Source organism: Roseovarius aestuarii (assembly GCF_019966515.1).
GTDB classification, from domain to species: Bacteria; Pseudomonadota; Alphaproteobacteria; order Rhodobacterales; family Rhodobacteraceae; genus Roseovarius; species Roseovarius aestuarii.
The window spans coordinates 1-16,812 of record NZ_JAIMIB010000019.1 but is presented as its reverse complement, the minus strand read 5'-3'; the positions used below and the strand labels follow the sequence as shown (position 1 = coordinate 16,812).

The following is a 16,812-nucleotide window of genomic DNA, read 5'->3' as shown; positions in this document are numbered from 1 at the left end:
AACACGGCTTTCTGTAAGTCACGCGGAGGTGAGAGGGCAGATGAACAAGGTTTTCGTACAGGACGACCTGAACGCCGTGATCCGGCAGCATTCGGAGTGGCTGGCAAGCCAGCTCCATACGCAGCGCGAAAGCCTGTTTCCCCCCGATGCCGAAAAGACCATGCGCACCTTCACCTCGGGCGAGGCGGCCGCCCTGCTCAAGGTCAATGACAGCTATCTGCGCAAACTGCATCTCGATGGTAAAGGCCCCTCCCCCGAACTGACGCCGGGCAACCGCCGCCATTATTCGGCGCAGGATATTCAGGCCCTGCGCGAATTGCTGGAAAAAACCGCCCGCAAACCCGGCGATTACCTGCCCGGACGGCGCGTCGATCCGGAGGATCGCACGAAATATACTGATCATTTGCAGGTCATCGGCGTGATGAATTTCAAGGGTGGGTCGGGCAAAACCACCACCTCGGCCCATCTGGCGCAGCGCCTCGCCCTCAGCGGTTACCGTGTGCTGGCGATCGACCTTGATCCGCAGGCGTCGCTGACCGCGCTGCACGGTGTCCAGCCCGAATTCGACCTTGTAGATGGCGGCACACTCTATGACGCGATCCGCTATGACGACCCTGCCCCGATCGCCTCGGTCATCCGCAAGACCTATATCCCCAATCTCGACCTGATCCCCGGCAATCTCGAACTGATGGAGTTCGAACATGACACCCCGCGCGCGTTGGCGCAGGGCAATGCCGGGTTGTTCTTTTTCCGGGTAAAAGAGGCTCTAACACAGGTGGAATCGCAGTATGACGTAGTGGTGATCGACTGTCCGCCACAGCTCGGGTTCCTCACCATGTCCGCACTTTCCGCCGCCACTGGCGTGCTGGTCACGATCCACCCCGAGATGCTTGACGTGATGTCGATGTCGCAATTCCTGCGCATGACCGCCGACCTGATGGATGTGATCGCCGAAAGCGGTGCCGACATGAGCCATGACTGGATGCGCTATGTCCTGACCCGCTATGAACCGGCGGATGCGCCGCAGAACCGGATCGTCGCCTTCCTGCGCACCATGTATGGTGACGCTGTGCTGAACGCGCCGATGCTTAAATCCACCGCGATATCCGATGCGGGCCTAACCAAGCAGACGCTCTACGAGGTCGAGCGCAGCGCGTTTACCCGCACCACCTATGACCGGGCGATCGAAAGCCTGAACGCCGTCAATGACGAGATCGCCGGACTGATCCAGCAGACCTGGGGGCGGCCATGACCAGCGGCAAGAAAAAGCGCATGTCAATGCTTGATAGTCTTGCGGGCGCCGGGGCCACCCCCTCTGCCCCGCCCGTATCGACCCAGATGATGTCGTCGAACCGCGCCTTGCGCTCGGCCCGGGACGCCGTTGATTCCCACCATGTGTGGGAGCTGGACCCCGCCACCATCGCCGATGATCGCATGGCCGACCGGCTTGATCCGGCAGACGTGCTCGATCTGCGCGACGCGATCGAAGCGAACGGCCAGACCGTGCCGATCCTGGTGCGCCGCGACCCGGGCCAGTCTGACCGGTATCTGCTGGTCTATGGCCGTCGCCGGCTAGAAGCGATCCGCGGCTCTGACAAGGTTGAAAAGGTCCGCGCGCTTGTGGCCAACCTTGACGATGACGCGGCGCTCAGGGCACAGATATCGGAAAACATGGCGCGGCGCGACCTGTCCTTCATTGAAAAGGCTCTGTTCGCGCAGGAGCTGGTCAAATCCGGCTTCGGAACACAATCACAGGTTGCAGAGGTGCTGACCGTCACCAAGTCTGCCATTTCGATGGCGCTGGCTGTGGTCGATATGGTTGGCACCGATCTGGCCCGCACCATCGGCCCGGCCCACGGCATTGGCCGCCCGAAATGGGAGGCGTTGGGCAAGGCGATCGAAGAGACCCGCGCAGATCGTACCCGGCTGATCCGCATCGCCGAAAAAGCCCAGGACAACGCCGCCGTCGCAATGGTGGTCGAAGAAAGTGGCCCGTTCGAGGACCCCTCGGTGCTCGCCTTCGACGCGGTTGCCGCGACGGTTGGAAAGGCAGAGGCTAAAAAACCCAAACCCGAGCCCCCTGCCCGCGCGTCCGGCTTTACGCTCAAGCTTGCGGGCCGTCGCGGTGGATCGGTCAAACGCACCCCTAGGGGCGTATCGATCAGCCTTGAAAGCGGCGCGTTTGCCGACTGGGTCGAGGCTGAGGCACAAGACTTGATAGAAGAGCTTCACGCGCGCTGGCTTCAGCGTTCGGAAGACTGAGGAAGAGCAGAAACTAAAAAAGGAGGCACGATCAGGCCAAAGAAAAGGTCCCGCAAAGACACCGCTCCACGAGACCCTAACTTGTTTCTCACACTCTCAAGCTAGTGCCCGGAGCCTTTTTTCGCAAGTCCAAAGTGATTCGCGGGCCGCATTTTCTTTGTCTTCGTGATGCAAAAATGGACTACACCCCCGTAACGCCGTTCAGGCGAACAGTGGATGCTGCCATTCTGAAACATCAGGCGGCAACACAGGAGGATCTGCCGCCCACCGGCGCCAACAAGTGGGAAATGCTGCGCGAGCTGGCCGCCGCACGGGTGGCCTTTGGCCTTTCCGATCGCGATCTGACCGTGCTTCAGGCGCTTGTCAGCTTTCACCAGAAGACGATCCTTGGCGGCAATGATGACAATCTGATCGTTCATCCGTCGAACAAGGCGATTTGTGAGCGTTTGAACGGGATGCCCTGTTCCACCATGCGGCGGCATCTCGGCAACCTGGTGCAGACCGGCTTTGTGGTACGCCGCGACAGCCCCAACGGCAAACGCTATGCGCGGCGCTACGGTGATGACAAGATCGCCTTCGGGTTTGATCTTTCGCCGCTCGTGCGCCGTTTTCACGAGGTCTGTGAGGCCGCCGAGGCCGGCCGGGCGGCAGAGGAGCGTCACAAGCGCCTGCGCGCCTCTGTAAGCCTCATGCGGCGCGATCTGGCCGGTCTGGCAGAGTATGGCCGGGCACAGCGCCCGGATCTTTCGGTCTGGGATCAGTTCTCTGACCTTGCCGCCCTCTCGGCCCGCGATCTTCGCCGCAAACTGGATATGGCGGAGCTTAGAGACCTTGAGGCGATGCTGGCAGCTGCTCTTGGCGAAGCACGCAATCGCATTGATCCATCTGAAACGGAAGATATGAGCACCAATGCTGTCGAAGATGAGCATCACTATCAGAATTCAAATAAAGAATCTTATGATCTTGAACCTTGCTTAGAAAAAGCAAAGGGCGAGGGTAGTGCGCCTGCTTCTGCTAGTGCCGATACCGATAATCTGGTGTCCGAAGAGATGGGCGAACCAACGCCCCCGGATATCGGCGACGAGAAATTGCCAAACATTCCGCTCGGGCTTGTGCTGGCTGCCTGCCGCGAGTTCCGAACCTATTGTGACGGTCCCGTACGCCATTGGCACGAATTGGTCAGGGCCGCAGATATTCTTCGCCCGATGATGGGCGTTTCACCCTCCGCCTGGGACGACGCCAAACGCCACATGGGCCCCGAAGAGGCCTCCGTGGTCATGGTGGCCATGCTCGAGCGCTTTGCGGATATCCAGTCACCCGGTGGGTATTTACGAAGCCTTACCGGAAAGGCCGCCCTCGGAGGATTCTCCTGCGGCCCCATGATCATGGCGTTGATGCGACGGGAGGCGGCGTAAGAAGTTCACAGTTGTGAACAACCCGTACGATGCTGCGTGCCCGAGTTCACAGCTGTGAACCGGCAGCCCCCGCTGCGCATAGTTCCAAGCAAGCCCGGAAAGACGTCGATCAATCGTGCTGACCGATAGGGCAGAGGAGGGACCTGTCGGTGCGGCCAGGTCGGTCAGGTAGAGGCCTTGTTGGTGTTTTCGGCCGTGGAGGCTTTGGCGTAGTCGCGGGCCGTGTCGACAAGCCGGTCAAGCGTACCAGATCCGGCAACATGAGAGGGCAGGGCGATCGGATTGCTTTCTGGGTGATCTCTCTCGTCGCGTTGATCTTCATCGGTGGTATCAATGGGCGCCGACGTCGATTTCTCGGCTTCTGGCGGTTGGTTTTCGGGTGTGTCGCTCATGTTTCCGAGCCTATCTTATTTATGTCCGATAAATCAACCTTATTGGACATGGCGGAGAACGGCGAAGCGGGGCGGTTTCTACACTATATTGTGGACGAAAGCGCCGTCTGAGACTAGTGTTGTGGCATGACATATCAGCCAGGCACCATCTCGGACGATTTGAACAGCCTACCGAAACTTCCCGATTGGGTCACCTCTGGCCGTGCAGAGACCCCTGAAGATGTGGCGTTTTTGTCAGGCGCGGCGCTTGCCCACCTGCATCTTGTGGTGAGCCGGGAAGATGTGCCCCAGAGCTTGTTGCGCGAGCGCCTGGCCCTGCGTGCGGCAGAGGCCTGTATGATGCGCTCAGGACGTTCCGAAAGGGCAGGGGAGCTGCGCGACGCGGTGGCGTTTTTGCAGCCCGGAGATCAGCCCGGACCGGCGGGTGAGGTCACCCTGTCCTGGCGGCACGCGGTCGAGCGGCCGATCGCGGTCAAGGCATTGCACCGCGCGTTACCGACCCTGGCGCCGGAGCAGATCGCGACCTGGCTCGACGGGTTCGACCCGCGCGGGGCGGGGCAGGGCGGTCCGGTGGCGCGGTCTGCGGCTGTGTTAGAGACGGTTCTGGCGGAAAAGCCGCGCGAAGAGGCCACAGCGCTGATCCTCGCGGACGCGATTCTGGCGCAGGCCCTGGGCTGGAACCACATTGTGCCGCTGCTGGCTGTGGGACTCAAACGCGGTGATCTGCGCAAGCGCGGCGAGGATCTGCGCCTGGCCTGCCATCGGGCGGTGATTGCGTCGACAGTCGAAGTAACGCGGCTGGCGGCCGACCTGACCCGCAGCGTGGCGCGGCTACACGCTGTGGCGCCGAAGCTGCGCGCCAAGGGGGCAGGGGAGGCCCTAAAACTGTTTCTGACCCGGGATGCCGTCGCGCCTTCCGCGCTCACCTCGCTGAACTCGGACCGGGCGGCGCGCCGGTTCTGTGGCCGGCTGGTGGAATTGGGCGTGGTGCGTGAGCTGACCGGGCGCGATACGTTCCGGCTCTATGGTCTCTGAACGATGGCCAAGGATCATCAGGATATCGTGTTTGACCGAGAGCTTCTCGATCTGCCGCAAGACCTGCGCTGGCGGGAATGGATGCGCCGGATCGAGGCGGTGCTCTTTGCCAGTGCGTCGCCGGTGCCGACAGGTGACCTGGCCAAGGTGATAGGGCAGGGGGCCTCGGTCGATCTGCTGATCGAGGACCTGGCGGTTGAGCTGTCTGAGCGCCCCTACGAGATTGCCCGTGTGACAGAGGGCTGGATGTTGCGGACGCGCGCGGTCTATGCACCGGCCATTCGCGCCGCCGCGGATCTGGGAGATCAGGAGCTGGACCTGCGGGAGTTCGATGTCGCCGTCCTCGCCGCCATCGCCTATCACCAACCGATCACCCGCGAGGGGCTGAAGGACATCTTCGGCAAGGAGATCAGCCGCGACTTGATCGGTCGCCTGCACGCCCGCGACCTCATCGCCACCGGTCCCCGCGCGCCCCGCCGCGGCGCTCCGTACACTTTTGTCACCACCGAACAGTTCCTTGTAGCCTTTGGACTGGAAAGCCTGCGCGACCTGCCGGACCGCGAGCAGCTGGAGGATGCGGGGATCACCGGGGCAGGGAAGGCACATGCAGATCCGGCTTGAGAAGATCATCCCCGAAAAGCGCCAGCACCGGTTTTACGTGATGCAGGTCACACGGACGCTTTTTGGCGAATGGTGCCTGATCCGAGAATGGGGGCGGATCGGATCCGCCGGCGGACAAAGAATGACCGACTATGTTACCTCAAGAGAAGAAGCCCAAGCCGCCCACACCAAACTGTCGAAGCAGAAGTGTCGGCGCGGTTACAACCGGTGTAAAATTCCCTACGCAGTATGAGACAGGGTTCAATTGTTGATATCCGCCTCGAACGTCTCGATCACGCGCAAGATATGATCGAAGTCCGGGGCTTCACCGAAGATCATTTCGCGCATGCCGATGTAATCCCTGCGAAGGGCGGCGGTTAGTTCCGGATTAGGTGCAAGACGCAATGACCCGGGTTTGGCACTTTCGTAACTGGCCCAGGCTGCCTTGAAGAAGACGGATTTGTGATGCGCGACCTGTTCCAGCAATTCGAGACTATCTAATGCGAGCGTTTTGGCGTCGTGGCCAATGAGCTGGGCCATATCGTAGTAATGGCGCGACATACGGTCCGCGAGGGGTTTGGCGGTGTCCTGATGGTAAAGCATATGCAGAATTGTTGCCTTCTCCCAGAAGGTGCGTTCGACGCCGAGAACTTTCAAGTCGACCTCACCTGTTCCCAGCAGATCAGGGAAGGCCTCATGCAGGTAGGGCGAAACCCCCCTGACCTCAGCGGGCAGATGCACGCCGCGTGCGCCGAACTCAAAACGCACGATGGGTTTGACGTACGCGTCTGATCTTTCCGATAGCGAAGGATAGGCACAGAGCAAGGTTTGGGCGTCGCTTGGATCGACCAGAAGCGAGAAATCCTGGTTCAGGTTGGCATCGAATGCGGCCTGAATCTCCGCAAGGAGCGGTCCGGAGACCTCCGCTTTGGCTCCATCCTGCAGTTCTTGCAGTAACTGCCTTTGCTTCTTTCCCGAAAGATCAGGGTTTTCGGGATCACGATCACCGTCAAACCCCAGCTTTGCCCGGTCGAGTGACAGGTCCACATCTTCCGAGAAGCGGTGGATCACGTTGTAGGCTTTGGAAAGGGATGTTCCTCCCTTGAAGATCATGTGATCGCCAAAGGAGGGCAGGGCGAAGAGTTGTTTCAGGGACCAGCAGACCCAGAAATCCTTTTCAACGATCGCCTTGGACAAGCCGAGCTGCGCCGCGGTTTCCTGGAAAGCCTCGTCTCGGGCTTCTGGTGTGTCCTTGGCGAAGTGATCCATGCTCAGGCGTGGGCAACGATCTGCTGCACGATCGGATGCATCCAGGCCGGGACGTGCCGGCTCTGCTTGGAAAGCTGCGCTCGATCCTTGTCATCCAGCGCACGGGCCAGTTTGCTGATCACCTGATCATCGATCCGACCCTTGCCGACATAGCGCAACGCCTGGAACACCGCGCCGGTCTTCTGGCCTGCGCCGACGAGCGTCTTGGACGAGGCATTCCGGAATTGGATCACCTGCCGGCCCACTCTTTTGGTGCGCGTCGGTCCATCAGTCATGTAAGTCGGCTTGGACGGCACCTGGGTGGACAGCCCAAGCTGGTTGGCAGCCATGGCAGGGGAGGGTTGCAGGACCTGACTGTCCTTGCGGGCTACGGCCCTGGCAATGTCATCCGCAGACGGCGACAGAAATCCGAAGCGAGGGCTTTGCTTCGGATAATCGTAAAGCCCCCGAGTCAGGCGCCGAATCATGCCCTGATCGGCCAGGCGCGACAAAGCCTGGTCCACACTGGCGCGTGATCCGATGTCCAGAAAGTCTGGCGGCGCAAAAATTGCCCCGCGGCCCTTTCCGATGATGCGCTGTTTGATCCTTGATGTGATCATGATCTATCTCCATGTCAGAAAATAATATATGTTTTTCTGAATGTCAATATTCGGAGAAGTGAGCTGGATCATGCAGGATAGTTGCATGAACTTGAACAAGACCAGGTCTACGGATGGGTCTTAGCAGCTCTTGCTTCAATGCCACCCTATTCCAAGATGTTGGCCTAGAAAGGCTGAAATACATTGAAATCGCAAAGCGGCTCTCTTGCTAATGTGCCAAGCGACACCTGCCTCGGTCAATTCGCACAGCCAAGCGAAGTTCGGCCGACGCGCGGCAAATTCCTGCTGACGACGATTCAAGGTGGCCTTCCGGCGTAGACCGAAGACCGCTAAAAACAAGCAAAAAGAAGAACAGCGCGACTCGACTCGCGTCAGTTTCAAGAGCAGGAGTAAAATTTCAACGTGTCAGCACGATACGAGCAGGATCGGTGCGCCCATGCGTCCTTAACAGTCAGGCCATTCCAGATCCGCGGGCGGTTTCTGACTGCGCTTGCGCTTCGAATTGAAAACAAAGCAATGGATGCCGGCTTTTTCGAAGCACTGGACGACCATCTCCGGGCAACGCCGCAGTTCTTCGCCGACGCGCCATTGGTGATCGACCTCGCCAAGGAACCAGGTTTGGCCGACCCGAAACAGCTCCGCGATCTGGTCGACAACCTGCGCCGCCGGAAACTGCTGGTCTTCGGTATTCAGAATGCAGGTCTGTTAAAGGCGGACGTCCTTCTATCGCTTGGACTGATTCCGATCCACAACGGGCGCGATGCCCCCGCACCGAACGAGAAATCCGTCCGCGCGAGCCGCGTTGAAAAACTGCTGCCGCCCGACAACAGAACCGTCGTGGCGCCCGTGCGTTCTGGACAAATGGTTGTCGCAGAGCGTGGTGACCTGACGATCGTCGGTTCCGTCGCTTCGGGTGCCGAGGTGATTGCGGGTGGAAATATCCATGTTTACGGAACCTTGAGGGGTCGCGCCATGGCCGGTGTCCACGGCGACGATAAGGCGCGCATCTTCTGCCGGAGCCTCGACGCCGAACTGGTGGCCATCGCCGGCCTCTACCAGACGAGCCAGACACTTGAAGCGGCGGGCCCGGACCGGTGCATGCAGATATTCCTGAAAGATGAAAGATTACACATGGAGGCGCTCGCATGACGACGCAACTGATGGAAGAACCGCCGCTGGGCCGGGTAATTGTAATCACGTCCGGTAAGGGCGGTGTCGGCAAGACCACCTCGGCGGCCGCGATTTCAGCGGGCCTCGCGCAGCGGGGCTACAAGACGGTAGTTATCGATTTCGATGTCGGACTTCGCAACCTCGACATGACCATGGGCTGCGAACGCCGCGTGGTCTTCGATTTCATCAACGTGATTCAGGGGGACGCGCGGCTGAAACAGGCGCTGATCCGGGACAAACGGATCGAGACGCTATCGATCCTGCCCACTTCGCAGACCCGCGACAAAGATGCCCTCACCAAGGAAGGCGTCGAGACGGTTCTGAATGAGTTGAAAGAGGATTTCGACTATATCATCTGCGACAGCCCTGCCGGGATTGAGCGCGGCGCGCAAATGGCGATGTATTTCGCCGACGAGGCGGTGGTCGTCACCAATCCCGAGGTGTCATCCGTCCGCGACAGTGACCGCGTGCTGGGCTTGCTCAGCAGCCAGACCAAGCGCGCAGAAACCGAAGGCGCGGACCCGATCAAAGCGCAGGTCCTCCTGACGCGTCATGACAGGGGTCGGATCGACAGCGGTGAAATGATGACCGTCGAGGACGTCTTGGAAATCCTCGCCGTGCCGCTCCTGGGGATTGTCCCCGAAAGTCAGGCGGTGTTGCGCGCATCGAATGTCGGTACGCCTGTTGTCCTCGACGGGCCCTCCGGCGCGGCCACCGCTTACGAGGACGCTGTCGCGCGGCTGATTGGCGAAGAGGTCCAGATGCGCGTTCTGGCCGATCGCCGCCCCGGCCTGTTTCAACGACTGCTCGGGCGCACGGCATGAGCTTCTTCGGTTTCTCTTTCAAACCGCGCCGCGCAACCTCGGCACAGACTGCGAAGGACCGGCTGCAGGTCCTGCTCGCCCATGAGCGCCGCGGCGGCTCCACCGCGCCAGACTATCTGTCGCATCTTCAAAGCGAAATCGTCGAAGTGATCAGAAAGTACGTCGAGGTCGACGACGAGGGTGTCGATATCAGAATGGAGAAGGGCCAGGACGTCTCCTGTCTCGAAATCAATATCGAGCTGCCGTGTGGCGCAACGGCGGTCCGAGGAACGCAGTCCTAAGCCGTTCATCGCCTCGATCCGCCACACAGAATAAGACCTGCGCGAACCGCATGCCATTGGGCGGACTCATGTAGGTCGTGCCCTCGTTCAGGAAGTGCGGCCCCAGCGGGGTGTGTTAGTCGCTGACGCTGCTCATCCCATGACGGGCGGGTAACCGACGGTCGCAACCCGCTTTTCTGAATTCGCCAATTGCCTCTTCGCTTCCAGTATAATCCACGTGGTCAGAATCTGATGTGGCGTTTGACGCGAAATCGCTTTCGCGGAGCGACTTAGGCTTTTCTCTGAGCATCCAAGCGCGTTTGCATAAGTGCCAATGCGCGACCATTCACCAAACCGCTGTTCAACTAAACTCAAAAAGTCCAGATGCCGTCGCAGATGCCCTTTTACAGCACCTGTCGGCACATGCGCTTGGCTGTTTAGGTAACCTACAGACGGATTCTGGACGTGGTCCAATTTCTCCTTTAGGCCGGTCAATCAATCAACTAAGTAGGAAAATAGTGTCTTTAGTGCCGCTGATTCATACATTGAAATCGGCCAACTGTTTTCCATCTGCCAGTTCTTGTTTCAGCCATGTCGGCCGGGGGCCAAGGCCGATCCAGGTCTTAGATGCATCATCGGGATGACGATATGCTACTTTGGCAGGTACTTTCTTCTTGGGAGTGGTGCTTCTTTTTTTCGGCGCGATTGCTTTGGGTTTTGGCGCTGCGCTAGCGACCAAGTCATTCAATGAGAAGCCCAACTCTTTTGCCTTTGCTTTCAACTCGGCTACTGCGTCGGCTTTTCGTTTTACTTCGTGTCGCTCAATTGCTTTTTCGACACGCGATTTGAGTGATTCCAGTTCTTTCAACGACAGCGGTTTGAGATCGATCTTCGCCATTTCGTTTTACGTCTCCAGCTTGATTGACGCCTCCATCTACTATGGACGTTCGACAAATAAAAGTAGTTCCGACACTCCGTAAACAGAATGGCATCACTCTACGATTTTCTGGGTTTAATCGGCCGCGCTACAGCAATAGTTGAACCAGGCGAGGTGTAGCTTTGGGCCATTTTCTACCTAGTTTCAACCGGCATCTATACAACCTTTGTGAAGACCACCCATGAAGTGCGTCGTTCTGCGGGTTGAAGTCGTCACTGAGCGGTTGTCTTTATTCCGATCAGAAATGGGATAGGGCGGCGATACCGTCTTCACCACAAAGGCCAGCCAAGACAATCTTAATCTTCTCCTCAGCTGAGTAATGCTTATGGGTTTTCCGTTTAATACCCCTGACCGGCTTGTCAGCAGCGCCCTTTGATGTTCCGGATTTCTTACTCATCTTCGTTCCATATTTGCTTCGATGAACCAGAAATCCTCCGCTAATCAAACCCCAAAACTTATCCGATAGGTGCTGATGTCAGACAGTGAGAGATACCTCAGAGAAATCAGTTAAAAAGGGTGAAAAGCCGATTAGCAAACCTGAACATGACTTCTAATCAATGAAAGTGGAATTCGTCTGTGGACGAGTTCCCTCTCTTTTCGTCGATAGATTGTGTTTGCGAATTCATAAGTCGCAACAGGCTTTTAACGATTCCATCAAAGGCATCCGCAGTGTTTATGAAGCCTCGTTCTCGTGCTTTTGTTGCGGCATTCATAGCTCGGACTAGAACCCCTTGAGTATTCATTATTTTCTCCAGGTTTTTGCGAAAGTTTGCCGATAAATGGAGCCATTTCCTTAAAAAATCCCTAATGATTTCATTCGCTTGAAACATTTTTTTGGTTAATACGGCATTATCTCGCCGGTATTGCTTTTATCGCGCGTCGGCTCCTCCTTTGTCGCAGTCTCCGTCAGATAACGCGATATGAACCGTTCAAACCCTGGGCGCATTGAGGTTGCTAGGTCTAAACGAAGGGCTCTTCATCAATTCCGAGTGTTCCACCGCATCCACCAGGATTTTTCACCTACGTCGTCATTATACGGGATTCCCCCAATTTAGTTAATTCAATCGATATGCGACGTATGGCAGCATGAACATCCTCACTCACAAAACCGACCAAAGCTGCAACGGAGCAATCCACAATTCAAAGGTTCGGAAAAATGGTGCTTCCGGAATAATTGCTGTTCTCACTATTGGTGTATTCGTCGGCCTGGCCTCTGCGATGTCGGCGGCGCTCTTCGTTCAGTCGTTGGTTATCGCAGGAATTGCATATTGCGTATCAGGGATTTTTGTCGTGCTGGTACTTTCTGTAGTGATGTACGTCCGGCAAAAAGACGAGTTCGCCAGAGAATACCTGCTTGAATAAATTGCTCAAAAGCTCTGTTTTGGCATTGGCCTGTATCAATGTAGCCATTCTTCCGGATCAACTGCCTTCGGCTTGATTTCACACTTGTCATCTGCTTTGGGTATAAAGATTGCAATGGGTACAGTAGCCTCTGCCGCGTTGTTCCGCTATTCTGGCCCGCCTTGCACCCTAGCTGCTTCACTAGCGGCACCTGAGACACCACGGGCAAATAACTCAGTTGCAGGAGCGTAGGTACTGGCATGGGTTATCTGTCCGACAAGCCAGCCCGACCGGCTGGCATTCAGAGTTGCTCTATCACCTGGTAAGACTACGGAGATGGAGCTTATTGTGTCCTGCAGCCAATGATTTAATTTCGGGGAGTTGGCCTGCAACTGATATGCCTGTGCCGCTTACAGGGCAGTGGAGCACCTGACGAAAAAATAGAAGAGTGGATTGTCGCTGCCGAATGCCTGCTTGCTGCGAAGAAGAAGCGGAACGATAACCTATCTGGTTATGGGCTGGTATTCTGATTGGAGAACGGCAATTTGTCGGTGTATTTGCCTATGGATTTACGGTGAGAAATTATTGTTATTGGTTTGGTTGAATGGAGTTTTCGACGGCACGTTTTGCCATTAACTGCGTGAGGCTTCACCGACAGTGCAGGGACTGGTCTCGGCTGAAATAATTCCTGCTTTGTCTTCTGGCTGTTGCTGGAACGAAAGACAAACGCTAATGCGAGTTTTATGCCATTTGTAAGTGACGGATGAACGTGTTCCACGATTGCACACAGCACAAGACCAAGTAACCCGCAGCCAACATAACTCGCCATAGCCATCCAAAGTGGCCATCCAGAAAACGTTAGAGCGACCGCCATTAGTGATCCGGAGAACATTGCGACGAAAACTATTCCAATCATTTTTATCTGCCTGATATAGCTCAGTATTTCAACCATAGGATGAAATATATCGGTTAACTGCAGGTTAATGAATTTGAGAAAATTGTCGCGAGCTCTGCAATGGTGAACAATTTTCGTGAAATCAGCTAATATATTACGCTTCCAAAGTGTCGCGAATCCGACAACTTTATTTCCATGATTGGTGGTCTTGATCCCTGACGCTATCCGAAGTGAATGCGAAATTTTGGGTAAGTTTCTGGCCAGAGAAGGAGTGCACCAATGCCGAAGAAACGACTTACAGACGACCAGATTGCCTTTGCGTTGCACCAGATGGAAATCGGGGCCGGGGTTGGCGAGATCTGCCGCAAGATGGGAATCGCGGAGGCGACGTTCTATCGCTGGAAGAAGGTCTATGCCGGGATGAGCGTGTCCGAGATGCTCTCAACCTTATCACGGCCATCAACCACCATCAATTAGAACATTGCAGCATACAGATTTCCAATGGCAGATATCCGTCAAGAGCATGTCTGTTGCCTGTCTTCTGGTTCGAGTGCGGTTTCGAGAAGATGGTTGCCCTTAACGCGTTCGATCTGCGGCAGCGTCAGGTCGGACCATTGTCTTTCTCGCGGAAATTATGCTTCACAAATGTACCTCGCAAAACGGCCGCCAAAACAAGGCGCCCTATACAACCTGAAAAATCCAATTCGAATTGCTTGAAGTATCTGTGGAATTGCTATGTGTGTATAACATCAAATTCATGTTTCTGCCGTTAATTAGCAGCGCTCCAAGTGGCAGGGGCTGGAAGAACGAGGCCCCGTCTTCACCCCATTGGCGGGGCTTCGTTTGTCCTTGGAAAACCTTTCAAATAATATCAACCTGAATCCTGTTACTCTCAAGCCTTGCTATATTCCGGGCATGGTAGGCGGGCTTGGCGTGAGTTGATGTCTACCGGTACATGTGAGACCCCGGCGATGTAACCGGATACCCGCTCCGATGTCTTGCGGAAAGCCTCGCGATTACAGTACCGCGGGTCATGCGGAAGAAGGCAATTTGAACTCGCTAACGACCTATTTGACTGCTACAATTGCATCTTCCGCAGACACGCTATCGAACAATGAGGTAGAAAGTAGCGCTGCGAGTTCAGATTTGACCAGATCTTCTAATTCTCTGAAAATATTAACAATAGCTCGTTGCAACGGCGACGTTTCGACTGGATCCGGAGGCGTTCAAGATTAAACGACCGCCAGCCAATCCTACCGGAAGGCTGGTGAATGTGGATCAAGGCCTTCCTAAAGACAAAACCGAAAATTTGCGGAACAAAGATGCGACGAAATTGCTTGTCTACGCAGCAAGTCAATATCCCAAACCAGTAAGATTGGGATCATACTATTTGTAATAGAGGTATATTGATTAGTTTATTGGGTTATGTTTTGCACCTAACATAAACGCACACAGACTTCTGACGAATATGTCAATAATCGTACCACCGCACGCAGTTATACATTTCTTCGTCTGTTTTGCGCGCCATTGAAACCGTTACCGATTTGCAAACGAAATTTTCGCCGTGCGGCGCTTCTTGGCCCGCACGCTCAGTTTGAAGAAGATTATAAACCTCCGCCAGTTTTCCAGCCGTGTGTTGAAGATTATTATGACCTGCAAATTTGACCAAGTCTAAAAGAACAAGATCAAACCAACCGTGAGTCTTACTTGCTTTCATTATTTCGACCCTTCCCATGATCAAAAGCAGATTGAAAACAATCAGTTGTTTACTAAGAACAGGTTAAGCATCTGGTGAAATTCGAAATTCATCGAAAAGACTTACCGTGAAAAGGCAATTACTCCCGGAACGCCCAATACAACGTTGGTCAAATTACGCATAAGAACACATTAGAGTCTCAACTCGCTACGGTTAGAACGCACCATATTGCGGTGTCTGACAGGGAAGATAGCAGCTGTGGTGCGGGACGACTGAGGTTCACAGTATCGAGATTTACCCAGGGGGTTTTCAGTGGAAATGGCCGTCAATAGTATCATGACGGAATACGAGGAAGGATTGGATGCCTATGCGAGTCCTGCCAAAACCAGACGGTAAAGGCGGGATAGAGCCGGAATATTGTCGGCTTAACGAACTTAACTAGTTCTAGTGGTGAGATCAGATTGTCCTCGATGTTCTGCGTCTGTTGATAATGTCAATTCGGCTTCTTCAAGGATTTTCCCGTCTAACACGATTGCTCTGCGTGCATGTTCAAACCACTCTCGCAAGTTTTCCAAACCCTCACGTTCGGCAAAGTGCTCAAGGTCGTCGATAACATTAGATATCCACTCATAGCGATACATTGTCCTGGCCTCACTTTTTGAAATCCAAAAGAATTGTTTATAGTTAACAAAGTGTAAATTTTAACAAATTTAAACTTCGAACTATGCAAATAGTCTGCTCTTTGTTGAAACGGTTTCTCTTCATCGTTTGTCTCCTTCGTTGGAGAACAGGCTAGCCTCAAATCGAGGACTATTCTTACGACTTCGTGCATCATCGTACGGATGACGGCAGGGCTTTTAGGACGCTGAACATTCTGGACGAACACAGCCGAGAATGCCTGGCTATCCGAGTAAAGCGAAAGCTGAACTCGACTGAGGTAATCGATGCTCTCACAGACCTGTTCATTCTGCGCGGCGTGCCTGCCTACATTCGTTCAGACAACGGCCCGGAGTTCATCGCTGAGGCTGTCAGAGACTGGATCAAAGCCGTCGGAGCCAAGACTGCTTACATTGAGCCCGGATCGCCCTGGGAGAACGGATACTGCGAGAGCTTCAACGGGCGGATGAGAGACGAGCTGTTAAACGGCGAAATCTTCTACTCGCTACGTGAAGCCCAAATCATCATCGAAAGCTGGAGGAAACATTACAACACCAAACGACCCCATAGTGCATTGGGCTACCGCCCACCTGCGCCAGAGGCCATCATCCCGATGGACCAACGGCCAATCATGCACTAACTTTTAACATGGACCACTCAAGTGGGGCTGCTCAAGGGGAGCAGGTCACTTAAGAGCTCATTAGGATTTTATTAAGAATATGCCACCCATAAGTAGCCCAGCTTCTTACTAATCTGGGGGTTCCAATGGTTGCATATCAGCTTTTGATCAGATGCATTCACGCGGCAAAAGTTGCACGCGAAGAAGGTTTCGATAATACTGCGAATGCTTTAGACGATTTAGTTGATAGCTTGTCAGCCTTAATTGACGCCTCTCCTCAGCCTGAGGGCCAGCATTCATCGCAACAGATGCCCGGGCAACGACCGCGACGACTAAGCACAAGACTAGGTTAGCGCATAGGGGCATCTCAGATTCCCATAAGAATATGTGTGAGAATCCCCGAAATCGACTTCGGGCGAAAACTTGAGGAAATCAACCGGTGGTTGGATCTGGAATTGAGCACGGGCAATCCTGCCTGGACTGGCGATACAATACCCGGCCACCACTCCCCAGCAATCTATTTGCCGATCGCGGAGGGTACGATGACAGCGAAAGCGACCCTTGAGAATGGCGGAAACGATGGTACCTGCCTGCATCCACAGCTCGCAAATATTTCTTTCACGTCATTATCTATTGAGAGAATCTCCTACAAAGCTAGTATAGGTTTAGATAATTTAGAAACGCTACCCGTGTTACCGGATGTCAGCTATGCTGTTGAGCGCCGGTTGAAATGTCAGATTTTCGAGAACTACGCCTTTTTTCAACCTGGTCGCGCAGGTCTTTTCGGAGCGCTTCGCGGGCGTTCTTGATTAAACTTCCAGCCTCTGTAATTTGTTGATCT

The 16,812-nt window shown here is 55.1% G+C and carries 15 protein-coding genes and 3 pseudogenes; 12 read left to right on the top strand and 6 right to left on the bottom strand.

Features of this window, described 5'->3' with window-relative positions:
* Nucleotides 1–40 precede the first annotated feature (40 nt).
* From repA to repC, 3 genes are all read left to right on the top strand, one after another.
* Nucleotides 41–1,252 (top strand): plasmid partitioning protein RepA, encoded by a 1,212-nt coding sequence (repA, locus tag LC334_RS18720; protein WP_085801751.1) that lies wholly within the window; start codon nt 41–43, stop codon nt 1,250–1,252.
* Nucleotides 1,249–2,262, top strand: a complete 1,014-nt coding sequence (gene repB, locus LC334_RS18715; protein WP_085801750.1) for a plasmid partitioning protein RepB — start codon at nt 1,249–1,251, stop codon at nt 2,260–2,262. The genes repA and repB overlap by 4 nt, the downstream gene beginning before the upstream one ends.
* Nucleotides 2,263–2,438: 176 nt before the next feature.
* Nucleotides 2,439–3,677, top strand: coding sequence for a plasmid replication protein RepC (repC, locus tag LC334_RS18710; RefSeq protein WP_085801749.1), 1,239 nt, complete (start codon nt 2,439–2,441; stop codon nt 3,675–3,677).
* 66 nt (nt 3,678–3,743) lie between these two features.
* Here the strand turns inward: repC and LC334_RS18705 are convergent.
* Nucleotides 3,744–4,069, bottom strand: a pseudogene (locus tag LC334_RS18705) (integrase); the annotation flags it as partial.
* A gap of 126 nt (nt 4,070–4,195) precedes the next feature.
* On the opposite strand from LC334_RS18705, the gene LC334_RS18700 reads away from it, so the two are divergent.
* The 3 genes from LC334_RS18700 to LC334_RS18690 are packed head-to-tail and all read left to right on the top strand — an operon-like array spanning nt 4,196 to nt 5,957.
* Nucleotides 4,196–5,104 (top strand): DUF1403 family protein, encoded by a 909-nt coding sequence (locus LC334_RS18700; RefSeq protein WP_085801748.1) that lies wholly within the window; start codon nt 4,196–4,198, stop codon nt 5,102–5,104.
* 3 nt (nt 5,105–5,107) lie between these two features.
* Nucleotides 5,108–5,725, top strand: a complete 618-nt coding sequence (gene scpB / locus LC334_RS18695; RefSeq protein ID WP_085801747.1) for an SMC-Scp complex subunit ScpB — start codon at nt 5,108–5,110, stop codon at nt 5,723–5,725.
* Complete coding sequence (locus LC334_RS18690; protein ID WP_085801746.1) at nt 5,709–5,957, top strand: WGR domain-containing protein; 249 nt, start codon at nt 5,709–5,711, stop codon at nt 5,955–5,957. Before scpB ends, LC334_RS18690 begins: the two co-directional genes overlap by 17 nt.
* An 8-nt stretch (nt 5,958–5,965) precedes the next feature.
* Here the strand turns inward: LC334_RS18690 and LC334_RS18685 are convergent, their stop codons facing one another.
* Both LC334_RS18685 and LC334_RS18680 read right to left on the bottom strand, forming a co-directional pair.
* Nucleotides 5,966–6,973, bottom strand: coding sequence for a nucleotidyl transferase AbiEii/AbiGii toxin family protein (locus tag LC334_RS18685; protein WP_085801745.1), 1,008 nt, complete (start codon nt 6,971–6,973; stop codon nt 5,966–5,968).
* Nucleotides 6,974–6,975: 2 nt separating this feature from the next.
* On the bottom strand, nt 6,976–7,572 hold the full coding sequence (locus LC334_RS18680) for a DUF6088 family protein (protein ID WP_085801744.1): 597 nt from the start codon (nt 7,570–7,572) through the stop codon (nt 6,976–6,978).
* Nucleotides 7,573–8,088: 516 nt separating this feature from the next.
* Between LC334_RS18680 and minC the strand changes: the two genes are divergently transcribed.
* The 3 genes from minC to minE are packed head-to-tail and all read left to right on the top strand — an operon-like array spanning nt 8,089 to nt 9,847.
* A complete protein-coding gene (gene minC / locus LC334_RS18675; RefSeq protein WP_244900073.1) occupies nt 8,089–8,721 on the top strand; it encodes a septum site-determining protein MinC in 633 nt (210 codons plus the stop codon).
* Nucleotides 8,718–9,566 (top strand): septum site-determining protein MinD, encoded by an 849-nt coding sequence (gene minD, locus LC334_RS18670; RefSeq protein ID WP_085801742.1) that lies wholly within the window; start codon nt 8,718–8,720, stop codon nt 9,564–9,566. The genes minC and minD overlap by 4 nt, the downstream gene beginning before the upstream one ends.
* Nucleotides 9,563–9,847, top strand: coding sequence for a cell division topological specificity factor MinE (gene minE, locus LC334_RS18665; protein ID WP_085801741.1), 285 nt, complete (start codon nt 9,563–9,565; stop codon nt 9,845–9,847). Before minD ends, minE begins: the two co-directional genes overlap by 4 nt.
* 517 nt (nt 9,848–10,364) lie before the next feature.
* Here minE and LC334_RS18660 read toward each other — a convergent pair.
* Nucleotides 10,365–10,724 (bottom strand): H-NS histone family protein, encoded by a 360-nt coding sequence (locus tag LC334_RS18660; RefSeq protein WP_085801740.1) that lies wholly within the window; start codon nt 10,722–10,724, stop codon nt 10,365–10,367.
* A gap of 277 nt (nt 10,725–11,001) precedes the next feature.
* Entirely contained in the window at nt 11,002–11,160 is a 159-nt protein-coding gene (locus LC334_RS18655) for a hypothetical protein (RefSeq protein WP_176237740.1), read from the bottom strand.
* Nucleotides 11,161–11,849: 689 nt separating this feature from the next.
* Here LC334_RS18655 and LC334_RS18650 point away from each other — a divergent pair.
* Together LC334_RS18650 and LC334_RS18645 are read left to right on the top strand one after the other, a co-directional pair.
* The gene (locus tag LC334_RS18650; protein WP_085801738.1) at nt 11,850–12,125 is read left to right on the top strand and encodes a hypothetical protein; all 276 of its coding nucleotides are present in this window, start codon (nt 11,850–11,852) and stop codon (nt 12,123–12,125) included.
* Nucleotides 12,126–13,278: 1,153 nt separating this feature from the next.
* Nucleotides 13,279–13,437: pseudogene (locus LC334_RS18645) on the top strand (transposase); the annotation flags it as partial.
* A 1,033-nt stretch (nt 13,438–14,470) separates the two neighbouring features.
* Here LC334_RS18645 and LC334_RS18640 read toward each other — a convergent pair.
* Nucleotides 14,471–14,716 (bottom strand): hypothetical protein, encoded by a 246-nt coding sequence (locus LC334_RS18640; RefSeq protein WP_085801736.1) that lies wholly within the window; start codon nt 14,714–14,716, stop codon nt 14,471–14,473.
* 790 nt (nt 14,717–15,506) lie between these two features.
* Between LC334_RS18640 and LC334_RS18635 the strand changes: the two are divergent.
* Nucleotides 15,507–15,992, top strand: a pseudogene (locus LC334_RS18635) (integrase core domain-containing protein); the annotation flags it as partial.
* Between the last annotated feature and the right edge of the window lie 820 nt (nt 15,993–16,812).

Excerpts from the sequence above, each read along its gene's own strand:
- repA (WP_085801751.1), top strand. The coding sequence starts at position 41 with ATGAACAAGGTTTTCGTACAGGACGACCTGAACGCCGTGATCCGGCAG.
- repB (WP_085801750.1), top strand. The coding sequence starts at position 1,249 with ATGACCAGCGGCAAGAAAAAGCGCATGTCAATGCTTGATAGTCTTGCG.
- repC (WP_085801749.1), top strand. The coding sequence starts at position 2,439 with ATGGACTACACCCCCGTAACGCCGTTCAGGCGAACAGTGGATGCTGCC.
- LC334_RS18700 (WP_085801748.1), top strand. The coding sequence starts at position 4,196 with ATGACATATCAGCCAGGCACCATCTCGGACGATTTGAACAGCCTACCG.
- scpB (WP_085801747.1), top strand. The coding sequence starts at position 5,108 with ATGGCCAAGGATCATCAGGATATCGTGTTTGACCGAGAGCTTCTCGAT.
- LC334_RS18690 (WP_085801746.1), top strand. The coding sequence starts at position 5,709 with ATGCAGATCCGGCTTGAGAAGATCATCCCCGAAAAGCGCCAGCACCGG.
- LC334_RS18685 (WP_085801745.1), bottom strand. The coding sequence starts at position 6,973 with ATGGATCACTTCGCCAAGGACACACCAGAAGCCCGAGACGAGGCTTTC.
- LC334_RS18680 (WP_085801744.1), bottom strand. The coding sequence starts at position 7,572 with ATGATCACATCAAGGATCAAACAGCGCATCATCGGAAAGGGCCGCGGG.
- minC (WP_244900073.1), top strand. The coding sequence starts at position 8,089 with ATGGATGCCGGCTTTTTCGAAGCACTGGACGACCATCTCCGGGCAACG.
- minD (WP_085801742.1), top strand. The coding sequence starts at position 8,718 with ATGACGACGCAACTGATGGAAGAACCGCCGCTGGGCCGGGTAATTGTA.
- minE (WP_085801741.1), top strand. The coding sequence starts at position 9,563 with ATGAGCTTCTTCGGTTTCTCTTTCAAACCGCGCCGCGCAACCTCGGCA.
- LC334_RS18660 (WP_085801740.1), bottom strand. The coding sequence starts at position 10,724 with ATGGCGAAGATCGATCTCAAACCGCTGTCGTTGAAAGAACTGGAATCA.
- LC334_RS18655 (WP_176237740.1), bottom strand. The coding sequence starts at position 11,160 with ATGAGTAAGAAATCCGGAACATCAAAGGGCGCTGCTGACAAGCCGGTC.
- LC334_RS18650 (WP_085801738.1), top strand. The coding sequence starts at position 11,850 with ATGAACATCCTCACTCACAAAACCGACCAAAGCTGCAACGGAGCAATC.
- LC334_RS18640 (WP_085801736.1), bottom strand. The coding sequence starts at position 14,716 with ATGAAAGCAAGTAAGACTCACGGTTGGTTTGATCTTGTTCTTTTAGAC.